17 protein-coding genes are annotated in these 18,175 nt (G+C 73.7%); 8 read left to right on the top strand and 9 right to left on the bottom strand.

Going from position 1 to position 18,175, the window contains the following annotated elements:
• Positions 1–17: 17 nt before the first annotated feature.
• Positions 18–1,730 (top strand): sensor histidine kinase, encoded by a 1,713-nt coding sequence (locus IE326_RS11965; RefSeq protein ID WP_150229660.1) that lies wholly within the window; start codon positions 18–20, stop codon positions 1,728–1,730.
• Here the strand turns inward: IE326_RS11965 and IE326_RS11960 are convergent.
• Together IE326_RS11960 and IE326_RS11955 are read right to left on the bottom strand one after the other, a co-directional pair.
• Positions 1,727–2,686 (bottom strand): Cof-type HAD-IIB family hydrolase, encoded by a 960-nt coding sequence (locus tag IE326_RS11960; protein ID WP_229915302.1) that lies wholly within the window; start codon positions 2,684–2,686, stop codon positions 1,727–1,729. The two genes, IE326_RS11965 and IE326_RS11960, sit on opposite strands and share 4 nt — an antisense overlap.
• Before the next feature lie 376 nt (positions 2,687–3,062).
• Positions 3,063–3,812, bottom strand: a complete 750-nt coding sequence (locus IE326_RS11955; RefSeq protein ID WP_190041491.1) for a hypothetical protein — start codon at positions 3,810–3,812, stop codon at positions 3,063–3,065.
• A gap of 68 nt (positions 3,813–3,880) precedes the next feature.
• Between IE326_RS11955 and IE326_RS41435 the strand changes: the two genes are divergently transcribed.
• The 3 genes from IE326_RS41435 to IE326_RS11940 all read left to right on the top strand — a co-directional run bounded on the left by IE326_RS41435 (position 3,881) and on the right by IE326_RS11940 (position 7,240).
• The gene (locus tag IE326_RS41435; RefSeq protein WP_268982959.1) at positions 3,881–4,675 is read left to right on the top strand and encodes a MarR family winged helix-turn-helix transcriptional regulator; all 795 of its coding nucleotides are present in this window, start codon (positions 3,881–3,883) and stop codon (positions 4,673–4,675) included.
• Between the two features lie 46 nt (positions 4,676–4,721).
• Complete coding sequence (locus IE326_RS11945) at positions 4,722–5,624, top strand: LLM class flavin-dependent oxidoreductase (RefSeq protein WP_030752221.1); 903 nt, start codon at positions 4,722–4,724, stop codon at positions 5,622–5,624.
• Between the two features lie 230 nt (positions 5,625–5,854).
• Entirely contained in the window at positions 5,855–7,240 is a 1,386-nt protein-coding gene (locus tag IE326_RS11940) for a hypothetical protein (RefSeq protein WP_190041490.1), read from the top strand.
• Here the strand turns inward: IE326_RS11940 and IE326_RS11935 are convergent.
• The 5 genes from IE326_RS11935 to IE326_RS11915 form a co-directional block, all read right to left on the bottom strand.
• Positions 7,209–7,661 (bottom strand): hypothetical protein, encoded by a 453-nt coding sequence (locus tag IE326_RS11935; protein WP_150229666.1) that lies wholly within the window; start codon positions 7,659–7,661, stop codon positions 7,209–7,211. The two genes, IE326_RS11940 and IE326_RS11935, sit on opposite strands and share 32 nt — an antisense overlap.
• 119 nt (positions 7,662–7,780) lie before the next feature.
• Positions 7,781–8,323: an RNA 2'-phosphotransferase gene (locus tag IE326_RS11930; protein WP_190042223.1), complete on the bottom strand. Its 543-nt coding sequence runs from the start codon at positions 8,321–8,323 to the stop codon at positions 7,781–7,783.
• A gap of 105 nt (positions 8,324–8,428) precedes the next feature.
• Positions 8,429–9,379, bottom strand: coding sequence for a MerR family transcriptional regulator (locus tag IE326_RS11925; protein ID WP_190041489.1), 951 nt, complete (start codon positions 9,377–9,379; stop codon positions 8,429–8,431).
• A 250-nt stretch (positions 9,380–9,629) separates the two neighbouring features.
• The gene (locus IE326_RS11920) at positions 9,630–11,429 is read right to left on the bottom strand and encodes an SDR family oxidoreductase (RefSeq protein ID WP_190041488.1); all 1,800 of its coding nucleotides are present in this window, start codon (positions 11,427–11,429) and stop codon (positions 9,630–9,632) included.
• On the bottom strand, positions 11,429–12,274 hold the full coding sequence (locus tag IE326_RS11915) for a M24 family metallopeptidase (RefSeq protein WP_030752237.1): 846 nt from the start codon (positions 12,272–12,274) through the stop codon (positions 11,429–11,431). The genes IE326_RS11920 and IE326_RS11915 overlap by 1 nt, the downstream gene beginning before the upstream one ends.
• A gap of 238 nt (positions 12,275–12,512) precedes the next feature.
• Here IE326_RS11915 and IE326_RS11910 point away from each other — a divergent pair, with 238 nt between their 5' ends.
• Genes IE326_RS11910 through IE326_RS11895 form a run of 4 tightly spaced genes read left to right on the top strand, consistent with a single transcriptional unit; the run spans position 12,513 to position 16,076 of the window.
• Positions 12,513–13,478, top strand: a complete 966-nt coding sequence (locus IE326_RS11910) for an ABC transporter ATP-binding protein (RefSeq protein ID WP_150232887.1) — start codon at positions 12,513–12,515, stop codon at positions 13,476–13,478.
• On the top strand, positions 13,475–14,377 hold the full coding sequence (locus IE326_RS11905; protein WP_030752243.1) for an ABC transporter permease: 903 nt from the start codon (positions 13,475–13,477) through the stop codon (positions 14,375–14,377). The genes IE326_RS11910 and IE326_RS11905 overlap by 4 nt, the downstream gene beginning before the upstream one ends.
• Positions 14,378–14,426: 49 nt before the next feature.
• Positions 14,427–15,338, top strand: a complete 912-nt coding sequence (locus tag IE326_RS11900) for an ABC transporter ATP-binding protein (RefSeq protein WP_030752246.1) — start codon at positions 14,427–14,429, stop codon at positions 15,336–15,338.
• Between the two features lie 18 nt (positions 15,339–15,356).
• Entirely contained in the window at positions 15,357–16,076 is a 720-nt protein-coding gene (locus tag IE326_RS11895; protein ID WP_150229674.1) for an ABC transporter permease, read from the top strand.
• 16 nt (positions 16,077–16,092) lie between these two features.
• Here the strand turns inward: IE326_RS11895 and IE326_RS11890 are convergent, their stop codons facing one another.
• Both IE326_RS11890 and IE326_RS11885 read right to left on the bottom strand, forming a co-directional pair.
• Positions 16,093–17,364 carry a CynX/NimT family MFS transporter gene (locus IE326_RS11890; protein WP_229915301.1) on the bottom strand — a complete coding sequence of 424 codons (1,272 nt, stop codon included), beginning with the start codon at positions 17,362–17,364 and terminating at the stop codon, positions 16,093–16,095.
• A complete protein-coding gene (locus tag IE326_RS11885) occupies positions 17,361–18,071 on the bottom strand; it encodes a FadR/GntR family transcriptional regulator (protein ID WP_150229676.1) in 711 nt (236 codons plus the stop codon). Before IE326_RS11885 ends, IE326_RS11890 begins: the two co-directional genes overlap by 4 nt.
• Between the last annotated feature and the right edge of the window lie 104 nt (positions 18,072–18,175).

The raw sequence follows: 18,175 nt of genomic DNA, 5'->3' as shown, positions 1-18,175 counted from the left end.
TAACTAGGCTCAGGGGCATGACCGCCGCCACGCCCGAATCCCCGGACCCCCTGGTCGCCGCCACCGAGGCGACCAGGAGCCTCCAGGGGCTGTCCACGGAGCTGACGGCCCGCGTGCCGCAGCTGCTCGAAGCCATGAGGTCGGTGGGCACGGGCCTCGAACTCCACACCACCCTCGACCGGATCTGCGAGACCGCCGCGGAGCTGGCGGACGCCCGCTACGCGGCCATCGGGGTCGTCGACGAGAAGGGCAAGGGCCTCTCCGACTTCGTCACCCACGGCGTCGGCGAGGACGTGGCCCGGCGCATCGGGCGCCTTCCCGACGGCCACGCCGGACTGCTGGGCGCGCTCATCCGGGAGCCGCGGACGATCCGGCTCGCCGACCTCTCCACCGACCCGCGCTCGGCCGGCTTCCCGCCCGGCCACCCGGTCATGCGGTCCTTCCTCGGCGTCCCCATCCGCGTCCAGGGCGAGATCTTCGGCAACCTCTACCTCTCGGAGAAGCGGAGCGGCGAGGAGTTCAACGACTACGACGAGCACATGGTCCGGGTGCTCGCCACCGAGGCGGGCATCGCCATCGGCAACGCCCGCCTCTACGAGGCCGCGCGCCAGCGCGAGCGGTGGATCGACGGCTCGGTCGCCGTCACCACGGCCCTGCTCTCCGGCGGCGACGCCGACGACGCGCTCTCCGTCGTCGCCGAGCAGGCCCGGCGGCTCGCCGACGCGGACGCCGGGATCGTGCTGCTGCCCGCCGAGGAGGGCGGTCTGGAGATCGTCGCCGTCTCCTCGGAGCGGCCGACGAAGCTCCTCGGCATGGTGGTCCCGCCCGAGAGCGCGATCGTGGAGGAGCTCCTGGAGGGCGAGGCCGTCTTCGTGCAGGACTCCTCGACGGACTCGCGCATGACCACCGGGATGAGCAGCGCGTACGGGCCCAGCATGGTGCTGCCGCTCCAGAGCGGCGGCCGGGTGCTGGGGGCGCTCGCGACGCCCCGGCGGCGGGGCGGCAAGCCCTTCACGGAGGCCGAGCGGACCCTGGCCACGCAGTTCGCCTCGCAGGCCGCGCTCGCGCTGATGATGGCCGAGGCCCAGCGCGACCGGGAGCGGCTCGCGGTCTTCGAGGACCGCGACCGGATCGCCCGGGACCTGCACGACCTCGTCATCCAGCGGCTCTTCGCCACCGGGATGATGCTGGAGAGCGCCCAGCGGAAGGCGGTCGTGCCGGCCGTCCAGGAGGGCGTCGGCAAGGCGGTGGACGAGCTGGACGTCACCATCCAGGAGATCCGCACGGCGATCTTCGCGCTCCAGCAGGGCCCGGCGGAGGCCCCGTCGGGGCTGCGCACGCGGGTCCTGCGGGAGATCAACATGGCGGCGGTGCCGCTGGGCTTCAAGCCCGCCCACCGCTTCCTCGGCGCGGTCGACGCGACCGTCGGCGAGCTGACCGGCAAGAACCTGATCGCCGCGCTGCGCGAGGCGCTGTCCAACGCCTTCCGGCACGCGGAGGCGGCCCGGATCGAGGTCGTCGTCGACGCGACGGTGACGCTGCCGGACGGTTCGCCCGGGGTGCGGCTCACGGTCGCGGACGACGGCGTGGGCATGCCGGAGGGCGGCCGGCGCAGCGGCCTGCGCAACCTCGCCCGCCGCGCCGAGTCCCTCGGCGGCGCCAGCTGGTGCGGGCCGGGCCTGGGCGAGGACGGCGGCGGTACGTCGGTGGTGTGGGAGGCGCCGCTCTAGAGCGGGTTGCCGGAGGCGGGCTGGGAGGCGGCCGGTCCGGGAGCAATCGGTTCGGGGGCGGTCGGTTCGAGGGCATTCGGTTCGGGGGCGGATCCGTCGGAGGGCTGCTGCGCGAGCGCTTCGGCGACGAGGCGTTCGATGATCACGGCGACTCCGTCCTCGTTGTTGCCGGCGGTGCGGCCCGAGGCGGCGGCGATCACCTCGGGGTGCGCGTTGCCCATGGCGTACGAGCGGCCGGCCCAGGTGAGCATCTCGATGTCGTTGGGCATGTCGCCGAAGGCCGCGACCTGGTCGGCCGTGATGCCGCGCTCGGCGCAGCACAGCGCGAGGGTCGACGCCTTGGAGACGCCGAGCGCGCTGATCTCGATGAGGGCGGTGGGGCTGGAGCGGGTGAAGGACGCCAGGTCACCGGCGGCCTGACGGGCCGTGGCGAGGAAGGCGTCGGGGTCGAGCTCGGGGTGCTGGGCGAGCAGCTTGAGCACCGGCGCCGCGGCGCCCGGCGTCTCCTCGTACAGCAGCTTCTCGGCGGTGGCGACGGTGGCGCCGGGGTCGAGGAAGAAGGGCGGGTACAGCGGCTCGTAGTGGATGCCGGTGGTCAGCTCGACGGCGAAGCTGGTGCCGGGGGCGGCGGCCCGCAGCGCCCGGACGACGTCGAGGGCGGCGGGCCGGGGCAGCGGGCGGACCTCCAGGAAGGTGCCGCCCGCGTGCAGGTCCACGACGGCGGCGCCGTTGGCGCAGATGGCGAGGCCGTGGCCGTGGACGTGGGCGCTGACGACGTCCATCCAGCGGGCCGGGCGGCCGGTGACGAAGAAGACCTCGATCCCCGCCCGTTCGGCCGCGGCGAGAGCGGCGACCGTGCGCTCGGAGACGGACTTGTCGTCGCGCAGGAGCGTGCCGTCGAGATCCGTGGCGATGAGCCGGACGGCGGGGCGGGCGGAGGGCCGGGGAGAGGTCACCTCCCCATGGTGCCGCACCGGGCGCACGGCCGTGCGGGTACCCGCACATTTGAGTGGCCCCCGTGGTGAGGCGGTGACGGCGGGCGGGTCACGCCGCGAGGGCGCGGACCACCGCTTCGGAGACGGCCCGCCGGCCCGCCGGAGACAGCCCGCCGGCCCGCCGGGGACGGGTGCGCGCCGTCGTCCGTGTGCGGGTCGGGGCCGGACGCGGCGGGGCGGGTGGCCTCCCGGGCGTCGACGGCCGTTCCCGGGGGGGGCGAGGCGAGGGCGAGGGCGAGGTCGGCGACGGCGTCGACGTCCTCGCGGAGCCGGCCGGCGCCGGCCCGCTGGAAGCGGACCGGTTTCCCGGTGGGGGCGGGGCCGTGCGGGGTGCGGTTCACGCGGAGGTCCCCTCGGGACGGCCGGCGCCGCTGCGTACCCGGACGCGCGGGTCGGAGCGGTGGCGCGGCAGCAGGAACCCGGCCGCGATCAGCCACAGCAGACCGCCGAAGCGGGCGATCGGGAGCAGCACGGCGGCGCCGTCGGCCAGCAGGACGAGCGTGGACAGTTCGGCGAGGCCCGCGAGGACGAGGCCGCCGAGGGCGAGGCCCCGGGGCAGCAGGCCGGCGAGCAGTCCGGGGACGGCGACCCCGGCGACGAGCAGGCCGAGCGCCACCACGTGCCCGGGGCCGCCGGTCGCGAAGGCCAGCGACTGGAGAGCGCGGATCACGTCGGTCCGGCCGAGCACCTCGGGCTGGGAGAGGGTCCAGCTCAGCAGCGCGGACAGGCCGAGGAAGGCCGAGGCGAGGAGGCCGCCGGCGAGGGCGATGGTGGCGCCGGGGGCGCGGACGCCGAGCCGGTGGAGGCGGGCCGAAGCGGTGGCGGCGTAGATCGCGAGCGGGACGGAGGCGCCGAACTGGAGCGCCGCGCCGATCCGGACGGCGTCGGTGTGCTGGCGGAAGTACGCCGCGATGTCGTCGGTCGCGTCGGCGCCGCCGAACGGCGAGGGGAAGGTGTAGCCGCCCGCGAGGAGGGTGCTCGCGACGAGCCCGGCGACGAAGAGGGAGGTGAAGACGAGGGCGAGCGGTCCGAGAGGGGGCCCGCCCTGGGCCTCGTGGCGCCGGGCGCTCTGGTGCTGGACGGCCATGGTCTTTTCCGTTCCAAGAGGAGAATGATTCACCCTGGAGAATCATTCTTTTCACGTACGATAACTCCGTGAGCAGCCAGGGGCAACGACCAGAGGAAGAGCGCGGACCCGCCGAGGGGCGGCGCGAGCGGGCCACGGGACCGAGCGAGCCGGCCGCAGGACCGGGCGAGGGGACCGCAGAGCCGGGCGAGCGGACCGTGGGACCGGGCGAGCGGGCTCCGGTGCCGCGCGGTGCCGCGTTCCTGCTGGCCCAGCTCGGGGCGCACGCGGCCGGGCGGTTCGGCGAGCGCGTCGGCGGTCTGGGACTCGCCCCGCCGGACGTCGGCCTGCTGCGGATGATCGCGACCGAACCCGGCCGCAGCCAGCGTTCCCTCGCCGCCGACCTCGGCGTCGTGCCGAGCCGGGTCGTCGCCCTCATCGACAACCTGGAGCGCAAGGGCCTGGTCGAGCGCCGGCGCAGCACCGAGGACCGGCGCAACTACGAGTTGTACGTCTCCGAGGGCGGACGCCGCGCCCTCGCCGGGGTCCGCGAGGTGGCCGCCGCGCACGAGGACGACCTCCTGGCCGCGCTGGACGGCGCCGAGCGCGGCCTGCTCGCGGAGCTCCTCGGCCGGGTCGCCGCCCAGCAGGGCCTCACCCCGGGAGTCCACCCCGGCTACCGCACCCTCCCGAAGCGGGCGGGGAGCGGGAGACGTACGGGCGGGGCTGCGGGTGCGGGTGGTGCTGCGGGCGTGGGCACGAGTGGGGATGCGGACGGGGCCGGAGGGCCGGAGGGGACTTCAGGGCCGGACGGGGCTGCGGGGCCGGACGGGGCTGTGGGGCCGGACGGGGCTGTGGGGTCGGCGTCGGGGTCGGAGGGGTGACCCGTCGGCGCGGTTCCGGTGGCCGGGTCCGTCGTACGCTCGGGGCATGACCCTGCGCCTGAGCACCGTGATCCTGCCTGTCGACCGCTGGCACGAGGGAGGTCGCGAGACGTGGCGGCGAGCCGAGGAACTCGGCTTCCACACCGCGTACACCTACGACCACCTGTCCTGGCGCACCTTCCGGGACGGCCCCTGGTTCGGCGCCCTGCCCACCCTCACTGCCGCCGCGACCGCCACGGAACGCCTGCGCCTGGGCACCCTCGTCACCTCGCCCAACTTCCGGCACCCCGTGACGCTGGCTAAGGAGCTGATCACCCTCGACGACGTCTCCGGCGGCCGGATCACCCTCGGCATCGGAGCCGGCGGCAACGGCTTCGACGCCACCGCGCTCGGCCAGGAGCCGTGGACGCCGAAGGAGCGGGCCGACCGCTTCGGCGAGTTCGTCCCGCTCCTCGACCGGCTGCTCACCGAGGACGTGGTGACGGAGCGCGGCACGTTCTACTCGGCCGACGAGGTCCGCAACATCCCCGGCTGCGTCCAGCGCCCCCGGCTGCCCTTCGCGGTCGCCGCGACCGGCCCGCGCGGCATGCGGCTCGCCGCCCGCCACGGGCAGGCGTGGGTGACGACCGGCGACCCGAAGCTGTACGAGACGGGCACCGCCGCGCAGTCCGTCGAGGCCCTGCGCGGCCAGATCGAGCGGCTCGGCAAGGCGTGCGCCGAGACCGGGCGGGACGTGGCCGAGCTCGACAAGGTCCTGCTCACCAGCTTCACCCCCGAGAAGAACGCGGTGCTCTCCTCCCTGGAGGGCTTCGTGGACTTCGCCGGGACCCACCGCGACCTCGGCTTCACCGAGATCGTCATCCACTGGCCGATCCAGGACTCGGTCTTCGCCGCCGACCAGGCCGTCTTCGAGTCCATCGCCACGGAGGCGCTGAGTCGGCTGGGCTGAGTCGGCTGGGTTGAGCCGGTTGGGTCGGCTGGGCTGAGCCGGTCGGGTCGGCTGGTCTGGGTCGGTTGAGCTGGTTGGACTGAGCCGGTTGGGCTGAGCCGAGTCGGTCGGGTCGAGCCGCCGAGGTCCATCGCCCGGCCGGCGGGGCGGTCCGCGCTGGTGGTGGTCCTGGTCCCTCCGTCGGCGATACGCATTGGCGGCGGGGACGGGACTTCCCGGATACTCCGGGCATGTCCCCGACACCTCTGCCGACGTCGCCCCCCTCCGTGCCCGCACCGGTGCGCCTGCCCGCCGGGCCACTCACGGACGGGGTGCCCGGCTGGCGGAGCGCCGACGCGGCGGCCTGGGCGGCCGCCGGGCCGGGCCGGTGGGCGCGGCCCCTGTGGTCCGTCCTCGCGCTGCTGGTGACGGTGGTCGTGGCGATCGTCGTGGAGCCCGTGCCCGTGTGCGGCGACGCGACCCCCTGTGGTCCCGACTGGTACGGCCTGGTCCAGACGGCCCTGGCCATCGGCCTGTTGCACTGGAACGCCCGGCTCCCCGAGCTCACCCTCGTCGCCGCGCCGACGGTCGCCGTCCTGGTGGTGGCCGGGTACTTCACCGAGGCCGGAGCCGCGTCCGGGGGTGCGCTCGGCGAGGTGTCCGTGGTGTCCGTGGCGGCGAACGCGGCGGTCGTCGCCGCCCTCGTCCTCGGCTGGGCCGCCGCCCTCGCGCGGCTGACCGCCCGCCGCCGCCAGCGCCTGCTCTTCGTACGGACCTCCGGCGCGACCGCGCTCCCGTCCGCCCTCGCCGCTGCCCCCGTCACCGCCGCCCTTCCGAAGCGGGGCGCCTACCGGCTCGCCGCCGGGCTGCTGCTGTGCGCCGTGGCCGTCGCCGCGACCCTCCTGGGCCTGCGCGGGGTGCACGCGGACGAGGACCGGGCCGCCCGGGCGACCCGTACCGAGGCCGAGGTCACGCACCGCAGCGACATGTCACTGACCCTCCGCACCGAGGACGGCCGCCGGATCGTCGTCGACGCGGTCTACCCCGAGGACCAGCGCCTCGGCACCACCGTCACCGTCCTGGAGGACGGCAGGTGGCGGCGCCTGGCCGCCGAGCCGTACGACGCCGTCGGCTGGCAGCTCCTCGCCCTGGTCACCGGGCTGCCCGGCATCTCCCTGACGGGCACGGGCCTCCGGACCCTCCGCCGGTCCCTCGCCCTCCGCCGGGGCGACCCGCCGGCCCTGCGCGTGCTCCAGGCCGTGGACGGCGAGGGCACGGCCACGCTCCACGCCACCGACGACACCGCGCTGCGCACGCCCCTGTCCGTCTGCAACTGGGACTCGTTCTTCCCCTACGGAGAGGACCAGGAGGAAGTCCCGGGGAAAGGCGGAGCCGACGGAGCCGAAGGAGCCGATGAAGAAGGTGAAGAGGACGAAGGGGATGCGGGTGAGGACGAGTTCACCCTCGTCAGCCTCCGCGAGACCGTCATGTTCGGCGTCCCCTACGAGGGCGCGCCGGTGGTCTTCGTCGTGCCCGTCCCGGACCGGGCGCCCGGCACGGTCGTCGGCCCTGCCGTCGTCCAGCCCCTCTGGAGCGGGTCGCGCGTCAGCGGAAGCGACTGTTCAGCCACGGGGTGAGCGTCATCGTCGGGACCAGCTCCTTGTAGGTCTCGCCGCCGGGGACGGGGACGATCAGCCACTGGCCGGGCGGGAAGAAACGCCCCTTCACGTACGCGAGGCCGGTGTGGAGCGCCCGTACGAAACCGGGGACGGCGTCCCTCGGCACATCGGCGAACTCGACGCCGTCCACGACGATCAGGGCGTCGCCCTCGGGGTGGAGCAACACGGACACGTAGGGGGAGCCGCCGAGTTCGATGAACGCCTCGTGCGGCAGCGAGCCGTCCTCGTCGAGCACCCGGAAGACGCCGGCGGAGGTGCGGCGGGAGGTCTGGTCCGCGCCGATGTCGTCGGAGACCGTCATCTCCAGGCGGAACTCCTCGGCGAGCGCGCGGACGGCGACGACGGCGGCCTGGGTGCTGGGCAGATGAGGATGGACCATGCCTCGATCATGCCTCAGCGATCACGCCTCGACCCGCGTGAGGACGACGTCCGGCCCTGAGGGAGCGCCGGCCCTGAGGGAGTCCGATCCTGGGGAGCCCTCGCCCCGGGGGCCGTCCCTCACGCGGGAAAGCCGATGAACCCGGGAGGTACGGCCCCGGTCAGCCAGACTCCGTTGGCACTGACGCGGAACTCGTGGCCCGCGCGGTGCATCGCGCCCGCGTCGACGCTCAGCACCACCGGCCGGCCCCGCCGCGCGCCGACCCGGGTGGCCGTCTCGCGGTCGGGGGAGAGGTGCACGTCGTGGCGGGCCATGGGCCGCAGCCCCTCCGCCCGGATCGCGGGCAGCCGGGCGGCGATCGTGCCGTGGTAGAGGTACGCGGGCGGTTCGGCGGGCGGCAGGTCCAGGTCGACGTCGATCGTGTGGCCCTGGCTGGCCCGGATCCGGGTCCCCTCGACCGCGAAGCGCTTCTTGTCGTTGGTGGTGACCACCCGGTCGAGCTCCGCCCGGCTGATCGGGAAGCCGTGGGCCGCCGCGGCGGCGAGCAGGGCGTCGATCTCGGTCCAGCCGTGCGCGTCGAGCGTGAGGCCGATCCGTTCGGGCTGGTGCCGCAGGTGCTTCGACAGGTACTTCGACACCTTCACCGTGCGACGCTCGTCCATCGCGCGAGGTTCATCCATCTTTTCTCCCCGTCCAGGTTTGTTCCACAGTCAAGTGGAGTTATCCACAGGTTAGTTCGCGATTCTGTGGACAACTTCCCGGCAGGATCAAGTGGTTTTGCGGACCCCGCGAGAATTGAGGGCATTTGCCGTCAATGCGTCCAATGTTCTTTTGTTGACCTCGCGTTCGGTGGCGGCCGTCACGAAGGCCGCGACCCCCTCCGCCCCGACGAGCGCCTGTACGGCCCTGATCGTGTCGGCCGGCAGCGGTACGGGACGGGGCTCGTCGTCCTTCGCGGGCGGGGCGTCGGACGACAGGTGCAACTGGAGATGACGGGTCGCCAGAATCCGCATGGCGCGTGCCAGTTCGGCGTCCACGGTCTGCTGGGCGAGCGGCCGCAGCCGCCGCACCATCGTCGCCGCCTCGGCCGCGTCGGAGTCCGTCGGCGGCCGGTGCTCCAGATAGCGGGCGAAGACGTGCTCGGTGGTGAACTCCAGGAAACGGACCGCTATGTGCTCGACCTGCTCGCGAAGTTCCCTCAGGTGTCCGGTGATCGCGGGCAGGGGTACCCCCGCCGCGTACAACTCCACGGCCACCGCCAGCTCCTGGGGGCTCGGGACCAGGTACTCCTCGGTCTCCCGGTCCGGCAGCCGCTCCAGTACTCCGAGCTCGACCGCCTCCCGTACGGCCTCCTCGTCGGGCGCGCCGCCGAAGCGGGCGTCGAGCTCCGCGCGGGTGATCCGGGCCGCCTCCTCGTCGGTCCACGGTCCCTGGACCTCCGCGACGAGGCCGAGCACCCCGCCGAGCCCCCGGCCGGTGTCCCACGCGTCGAGCAGCTCCTTGATCGAGGCCAGGGTGTAGCCCCGGTCGAGGAGGTCGGCGATCTGGTGCAGCCGGGCCAGGTGGCTGTCCCCGTACACGTTCGACCTGCCCCGCCGCTCGGGGCGGGGCAGCAGGCCCCGGTCCTGGTAGGCGCGGATCGTCCGCACCGTGGCCCCGCTGTGGTGGGCGAGATCCTCGATCCGGTACTCCGGCCGCACTGCTGACTGCTCGGACAAACCCGCTCCCACCGGCCGATCGCTCCACCCCGCACGGGGCCCCTTCTGCGAGGGATCGTACGGCCGTCCCCCGCTCGGCCCCGGCGCGCTCCCCCGCTCCCGGCCGCCTGCCCGCCTGAGGTGCGGACCGCTCACCTCCCGACCGAGCCGTCCGCCTCCGGACCCCGCGCCGTCCGTTCCCGGACCCCCGGCATTCCGCCCCCGACCCCGGCCGTCCGCCCGCCCCCGGCTCCGGGCGGACGGCCGGGTGTCACGCCGGCGGCTGCCAGCGGGCCAGGGTGCGGAGCACGCCCGGGGCCAGCCGGGAGAGGGCGTGGACGCCGTGGGCCTCGGGGGTGACCGGCACGACCGCCCGGTCGTGCAGCACCGCCCCCAGGATCGCGTCCGCGACCTTCTCCGGCGGGTAGTTCCGCAGGCCGTACAGCCGTGACGCCTTCCGCTGCCGCCGCTTCTCCTCCGCCGGATCCGTGACCCCGGCGAACCGGGTGGTCGCCGTGATGCCGGTGTTGACGATCCCCGGGCAGATCGCGCTCACCCCGATGTCCCGGCCCGCCAGCTCGGCCCGCAGGCACTCGCTCAGCATCAGCACCGCCGCCTTCGAGGTGCTGTACGCCGACAGTGCTCTGGAGGGCTGGAAGGCCGCCGCCGAGGCGGTGTTGACGATGTGGCCGCCTTGGCCGCGCTCCGCCATCTGCGCCCCGAACACCCGGCACCCGTGGATCACGCCCCACAGGTTGACGTCCAGGACCCGCTTCCACTCCTCGCTGGAGGTCTCGAAGAAGGAGCCCGTGAGGCCGATCCCCGCGTTGTTGACGAGGACGTCGACGATCCCGTACTCGGCGGCCACCTTGGCGGCCAGCTTCTCCATCGCCTGCTCGTCGGAGACGTCCACCGCCTCGCCCCAGGCGTCCGGCGCGCCGATCAGCCGCGCCATCTCCGCCGTCCGGGCCGCGCCCTCGGCGTCCCGGTCCACCGCAACGACCCGGGCCCCGGCCTCCGCGAAGGCGAAGGCGGTGGCCCGTCCGATGCCGCCGGCGGCGCCGGTGACCAGCACCAACTGGCCGCCGAACCGCTCCGCGTACTCCGGACGCACCCCGCTCCGCGCCGCCGTCTCCGCCACGGGCCGGGGCGCCCGCGCCGCCGGCTCCTCGTGGGTGCGGACGAAGTCCGTGATCCACGCGGCCAGCTGGTCCGGCCGGGTGCGCGGCACCCAGTGCTTGGCCGGCAGGCTCCGCCGGGTCAGCTCCGGCACCCAGGTGCCCAGGTCGTCGTAGAGCCGCTCGGAGAGGAAGGCGTCCCCGGTGGGGGTGATCAGCTGCACGGGCGCGTGCGCGAAGGCGTCGGGGCGCGGCCGGAGCATGCGCGCCCGGACGTTGTCCCGGTAGAGCCAGGCGCCGGTGGCCGCGTCGTCGGGCAGCGAGGCCGTCGGGTAGTCGCCGGCCGGGATCCGCTCCACCCGCTCCAGGAGCTTCGGCCAGCGCCTGCCGAGCGGTCCGCGCCAGGCCAGCTCCGGCAGGGCCGGGGTGTGCAGCATGTACACGTACCAGGACTTGGCGCCCTGGCCGAGGAGCTGGCCGACCCTGCGGGGGGTGGGGCGGGTCATCCGGCTCTTGATCCAGTGCCCGAAGTGGTCGAGCGACGGCCCCGACACGGAGGTGAAGGACGCGATCCGGCCCTCGGTCCGCCGCACGGTCACGAACTCCCACGACTGCACCGAGCCCCAGTCGTGCCCCACCAGGTGGACCGGCCGGTCCGGGCTGACCGCGTCGGCGACGGCCAGGAAGTCGTCGGTCAGCTTCTCCAGGGTGAAGCCGCCGCGCAGCGGCGCCGGCGCCGTCGAACGGCCGTGGCCCCGCACGTCGTACAGCACGACGTGGAACTCCTCGGCGAGCCGCACCGCGACCTCGGACCAGACCTCCTTCGAGTCCGGGTAGCCGTGCACGAGCAGCACCGTCGGCCGGTCGGCGTCGCCCAGTTCGGCGACGCACAGCTCGATCCCGCCCGTCCGGACCCGGCGCTCCCGCGCCCCCTCCAGTCCCGCGCCCGCCATCACACCGCTCCTTCGTTCCACCGCCGCACGTGCGGCAGGTCGTCGTCCAGCCAGAACGCGCTCTGCTCGGGGTCCCGGGAGTCGGTGACGACCAGGATCTCCTCGAACTTCGCGCCCGTCCCCCGGAATCCGAGGTGCGGCTCGACCGCCCAGAGGCCCGGCGTGGGCGGGTGGTCGGAGAACTTGTACGGGGACCACAGCGGCGACCAGCCGTCCCGGTGCCCGCGCAGGGCGTCGCTCGCGAGGCCCTTGAGGGACTGGGTGCCGAAGCCGAACAGGGTCGGCGCGAACCGTCGCTCCCGCACCCGGTCGATCTTGTGGGCGATGACGCCGAACGGATAGGCCCGGTGCCGGTTCGCGTACCCCTGGCGGACCATGAGCCGGTCCACGTCCTCGTATATCTCGCGCAGGGTGCGCCGCTCGCGGACCTCGCGCAGGATCAGCTCGCGGTGGTCGCGCAGGTCCGCGAGGAGCTTGTCGTGGAGCGGGTTGAGCCCGAGGCAGCCGCTGTAGCCGATGTCGGCCGTGTACCCCTTGTGGACGGGCGCCATGTCGAGGATGAAGGGCATCCCCGCCTCCAGCCGCCGGTCGGTGGGGAAGAACTGGAGGGGGATCTTGAAGTCGACGAAGGCGGTGCGGTCGCCGAACCAGGCGAACGGCCGGTGGAACCAGTCCTTCACCCCCCGCTCGTACAGCCACTCGCGCTGCATCCGTGCCGCCTGGCGCTCGGTCACGCCCGGCTTGAGCTGGGCCGCGACCGCCTCCGCACAGGCGTAGGAGAGCTGCTGTACTTCCCTGAACCCCCGCAGTTCCGCGGTCAGTTCGCTTGCCACTGCTGAGGTCATGCCACCCGCCCGTCCCGTGTGAGCGTCCGGTCGCCCTACGCGTTCGTAACTTGACACCGATGAATGTGACAATGCCCGGCGGCTACGTCAAGGGGTGTGCACGACCGCCTGTGGAAAACTCGCCGGACGACTTTCGTCTCCGGGACCCCCCGGGGTCTGTACGCCGGAAGTCGGAGAGGGTTCGATCCGTAGGGCTGACGACCGTTGTGGCATCCGCCACTACCTTCGAACCGTGACTGTGATCGCCACCGAAAGCCTCAGCAAGCGGTTCCCCCGGGTGACCGCTCTCGACCGGCTCTCCCTGGACATCGGGCCCGGTGTGACCGGACTGGTGGGTGCCAACGGAGCCGGCAAGTCCACGATGATCAAGATCCTGCTCGGGCTCTCCCCCGCCACGGAGGGCCGCGTCGAGGTCCTGGGCCTCGACGTCTCGACGCACGGCTCGGAGATCCGCGAGCGCGTCGGGTACATGCCCGAGCACGACTGCCTCCCGCCCGACGTCTCGGCCACCGAGTTCGTCGTCCACATGGCGCGGATGTCCGGCCTGCCGCCGGCCGCCGCCCGCGAGCGGACCGCCGACACCCTGCGCCACGTCGGCCTGTACGAGGAGCGCTACCGCCCCATCGGCGGCTACTCGACCGGCATGAAGCAGCGGGTGAAGCTGGCCCAGGCCCTGGTCCACGACCCGAAGCTGGTCCTCCTCGACGAGCCGACCAACGGCCTCGACCCGGTCGGCCGGGACGAGATGCTCGGCCTCATCCGCCGCGTCTGGACCGACTTCGGCATCTCCGTCCTCGTCACCTCCCACCTCCTCGGCGAGCTGGAGCGGACCTGCGACCACGTCGTCGTCATCGACGGCGGCAAGCTGCTGCGGTCCAGCTCCACCAGCGACTTCACCCGCACCACCACGACCCTGGCGGTCGAGGTCACCGACTCCGACGCACACCCCGACGGCACCGGCGCGCTCCGCGCGGCCCTCACCGCCGCCGGAGTCCACCTCCACGAGGGCGTCGAGGAGGGCCTGCCCGGCGCCGGCCACATCCTGCTCCTGGAGGCCCCCGGCGAGGAGACGTACGACCTGGTGCGCGACACCGTCGCCGGCCTCGGCCTCGGCCTGGTCCGCATGGAACAGCGCCGCCACCACATCGCCGAGGTCTTCCGCCCCGAGGCAGCCGCACAGCACGAGGAGGTCAAGGCCCGATGAGCACCCCCGCCCCCGGGGCCGCCCCCGACACCACCCGGATCCACAACATCGGATACCGGTCCTACGACGGCCCGAGGCTCGGCCGCTCCTACGCCCGCCGCTCGCTCTTCTCGCAGTCCCTGCGGGGGGCGTACGGCCTGGGCCGCAGCGCCAAGTCGAAGGTGCTGCCGATGCTCCTGTTCGGCGTCATGTGCGTGCCGGCGCTGATCATCGTCGCCATCTCGGTGTACACCAAGGCCGACAAGCTCTTCGTCGAGTACACCCAGTACGCGGTCCTGCTCCAGCTCGTCATCGCCGTCTACCTGGCCTCCCAGGCCCCCCAGTCGGTCTCCCGCGACCTGCGCTTCCGGACGGTCCCGCTGTACTTCTCCCGGCCCATCGAGCGGATCGACTACGTGCTCGCCAAGTACGGGGCGATGGCCTCGGCGCTCTTCATCCTCACGGCCACCCCGCTGCTGATCCTGTGGATCGGCTCGATGCTGGCCGAGATGGACTTCGCCGAGCAGGCCAAGATGTTCGGCCAGGGCCTCGTCTCGGTCGCGGTCCTCTCGGTGCTCTTCGGCGGCATCGGCCTGGTCATGGCCGCGCTGACGCCGCGCCGCGGCTTCGGCGTCGCCGCCGTGATCGCCGTCCTCACCATCTCCTACGGCGCGGTCTCCACCCTCCAGGGCATCTCCTACGCCACCGAGAACACCGACGCCATCGCCTGGCTCGGCCTCTTCTCGCCCCTCACCCTCGTCATCGGCCTCCAGAACGCCTTCCTCGGCGCTCCCGCCTCCTTCCCCGGCGAGGTGCCGGTCGGGGCGGGCGCCGGCGTGGTCTACCTCGTGGTGGTCCTCGGCCTCATCGCCGCCTGCTACGGCGTCCTGATGCGCCGCTACCGGAAGGTCGGACTGTGAGCGCCCTCCCGACGTCCGCCACCACCCCTCTAAGGAATGGGCCGCGCCCATGAGCACCCTCACCATCGACCACGTCTCCCGCTGGTTCGGCAACGTCGTGGCGGTCAACGACGTCACGATGTCGATCGGCCCCGGTGTGACCGGCCTCCTCGGCCCCAACGGCGCCGGGAAGTCCACCCTCATCAACATGATGGGCGGCTTCCTCGACCCCTCCACGGGCAGCGTGACCCTGGACGGCGAGCCGGTCTGGCGCAACGAGTCGGTCTACCGCTCCGTCGGCGTCGTCCCCGAGCGGGAGGCGATGTACGACTTCCTCACCGGCCGCGAGTTCGTGGTGGCCAACGCGGAGCTCCAGGGACTCGGCGCGGCGGAGGCCCAGAAGGCCCTCGCGACCGTCGAGATGGAGTACGCGCAGGACCGGAAGATCGCCACGTACAGCAAGGGCATGCGGCAGCGCGTGAAGATGGCCTCGGCCCTCGTCCACGAGCCGTCCGTGCTGCTGCTCGACGAGCCGTTCAACGGCATGGACCCGCGCCAGCGGATGCAGCTCATGGAGCTGCTGCGGCGGATGGGTGCCGAGGGCCGCACGGTCCTGTTCTCCTCGCACATCCTGGAGGAGGTCGAGCAGCTCGCCTCCCACATCGAGGTGATCGTCGCCGGCCGGCACGCCGCCTCCGGCGACTTCCGCCGGATCCGCCGCCTGATGACCGACCGGCCGCACCGCTACCTGATCCGTTCCAGCGACGACCGGGCGCTCGCCGCCGCCCTGATCGCCGACCCGTCCACGGCCGGCATCGAGGTCGACGCGACGGAGGGCGGACTGCGGATCCAGGCCGTCGACTTCGGCCGGTTCACCGAGCTGCTGCCGAAGGTCGCGCGCGAGCGGGGCATCCGGCTCCTCACGGTCTCGCCCTCGGACGAGTCCCTCGAATCCGTCTTCTCGTATCTCGTCGCGGCCTGAAAGGAGCACGATATCCCGATGTACGACCCCACCGTCGCCCGGCTCACCTACCGGGCCCTCCTCGGCCGCCGCCGGGCGGCGATCCTCTTCCTCCTGCCCGGGCTGCTCCTGGTCATCGCCGCCGCCGTCCGCCTGCTCAACGGCGCGGACGACCAGACCGCGGCCGACCTCCTCGGCGGCTTCGCGCTCGCCACGATGGTCCCGCTGATCGGCGTCATCGCCGGCACGGGCGCGATCGGCCCCGAGATCGACGACGGCTCGATCGTCTACCTGCTCTCCAAGCCGGTGAAGCGGTCGACGATCATCACCACCAAGCTGATCGTGGCCATCGCCGTCACCATGGCCTTCTCGGCGGTGCCGACGCTGATCGCCGGCTTCATCCTGAACGGCAACGGGCAGCAGGTCGCCGTGGCCTACATGATCGCGGCGCTGGTCGCCTCCATCGCCTACAGCGCGCTCTTCCTGCTGCTCGGCACGATCAGCCGGCACGCCGTGGTGATCGGCCTGGTCTACGCCCTGGTCTGGGAGGCGCTCTTCGGCTCCCTGGTCGCGGGAGCCCGCACCCTCAGCGTCCAGCAGTGGGCGCTCGCGCTCGCCGAGAAGGTCACCGGCGAGGGCCTGATCACCTCGGACGTGGCCCTGCCGACGGCGACCGTGCTCCTCGTCGTCGTCACCCTGGGCGCGACCTGGTTCGCCGGCCACAAGCTGCGCACGCTGACGCTCGCCGGCGAGGAGTAGGAGCCCCGGGCGGGCGTCAGACCGTACGGTCGCGGGCGGCGAGCAGGCCGACGCCCGCGGCCGCCGCGCAGACGGCGAGCACCAGCGAGATCGGCAGCGTCCAGGAGCCGGTCGCCTGGTGCAGGGCGCCGGCCGCGAGCGGACCGGAGGCGGCCATCAGATAGCCGACCGTCTGGGACATCCCGGAGAGCCGGGCGGCCGTCGGGGCGTCCCGGGTCCGCAGCACGATCAGGGTCAGGGCGAGCCCCAGGGCCCCGCCCTGGCCCACGCCGAGGACCGCCGACCAGAGCCAGGCGCCCTCGGCCGGGGCGACGAGCAGCCCCGCGTAACCGGCCGCGACGAGCGACGTCACCAGCACCACCAGGGGACGCTGGCTCCGCATCCGGCCCGCGAGCAGCGGCACCGCGAAGGCCCCGGCGATCTGGATCAGGTTGTTGAAGGCGAAGACCATGCCGGCCTCGGAGCGGCTCATCCCGTGGTCGGTGAAGATCGTCGGCATCCAGGCGATCAGCACGTACGACCAGAGCGACTGGAGGCCCATGAAGAGGGTCACCTGCCAGGCGAGCGCCGAGCGCCACACGCGCGTGGGCGCGGCGCCCGGTGCCGGGACGGCCCGCACCTCGTGGCCGGTGCCGCCCCGGGCGATCAGCACCTGCGGCAGCCAGGCCACCGCCGCCACGACGGCGAGCAGCGACCAGAAGCCGAGCGAGCCCTGCCAGCCCCCGCCGAGGGCGTCCTCCAGGGGCACGGCCGCCGCCGCGGCGACCGTCGCGCCCGCGACCATGGCCCCCGTGTAGACGGAGGTCATCGCGGCGGCCCGGTCCGGGAAGTCCCGCTTGATCAGCCCCGGCATCAGCACGTTGAGCAGGGCGATGGCGGTGCCGACGAGGACCCCGCCGCCGTACACGGCCGCCACCGACGGCAGCAGCCGCAGCAGGATGCCGCCGGCGAGCAGCAGGAGCGCGGCGAGGACCGTCCGCTCGGCGCCGAAGCGGCGGCCCAGCCAGGGGGCGACCAGCGCGCCGAGGCCCAGGAAGAGCACCGGGATCGAGGTGATGAGCGAGCCGGCGGTCGAGGAGAGCCCGAAGCTCGTGGCGATCTCCCCGACCAGCGGGGCCACGCTCGCGAGCGCGACCCGCATGTTGAGCGAGGCCAGCACGATGCCGACGAGCAGCAGCACCGGATGGGCGAGCAGCGCCCGCCGCGCCGCCGCCCCGGCGGCCGAGGGCCGTACGTCGGCCTCGGCGTCGACCAGCACGCGCGCGGGTCCCGTTTCCGTCCCCCTCACGCGCGTGCCCCCTTCTCCGGGGCGGCGGCCGTCTCCTCGGCGAGCGCCGCCACCGTCTCCGCCGGTATCCGCAGCAGCTCGCGGGCCTGGCGTTCGGCGGCGTCCGCGTCGCCCGCCTCGACGGCGGCGACCAGGGCCTCGTGGGCGTCGATGTCGACCGGCGGCATCGCCCGGTCGCCGAGCGCCTCGACCAGGACCTCGTGGACCTGGGTGGAGAAGAAGCGGTAGACCTCGATGAAGGCCGTGTTGTGGGTGGCGCCGACCACGGCGAGGTGGAAGGCGAGGTCCGCGTCGGCGTCCCGGTCGCCCTCCTCGCGGAGCGTGGTGAGGGCGGCCCGCAGCCGCAGCAGGTCGTGGGTGTCCCGGCGCTCGGCCGCGAGCCGGGCCGCCTCGGCCTCCAGCGCGGTCCGCAGCTCCAGGACGTCGCGGGCGCCCGCGTGCCGGACGCCGTGCAGGACGGCCGCCGGGTCGGCGGTGGAGCGGACGAAGGTGCCGTTGCCCTGCCGGGACTCCAGGAGCCCGGCGTGGACGAGGACCCGGACGGCCTCGCGGACCGTGTTGCGGCCGACGCCGAGCTGCTGCGCGAGGTCGTGCTCGGTGGGGATGCGGTCGCCGACGGCCCACTCGCCCTCGGCGAGCTGGGCCCGCAGCTGCTCGACCGCGGAGTCCACCAGCGAGGTGCGCCCCGCCGCTCTCAGTGCCGCCATCCGTCCCGTACCTCCACGCTTCGATTCACCCGGTCGCCCGGTCATCCTACAACTTACCCACAGGTGGGACGGTTCCGCCGGGGCGGCGTCCGGAGACCGGACTA

The sequence above is a fragment of the Streptomyces filamentosus genome, assembly GCF_014654895.1.
Classification (GTDB): domain Bacteria; phylum Actinomycetota; class Actinomycetes; order Streptomycetales; family Streptomycetaceae; genus Streptomyces; species Streptomyces filamentosus.
The sequence above is the reverse complement of the archived record's forward strand: the minus strand, read 5'-3'. Positions and strand labels throughout refer to the sequence as shown.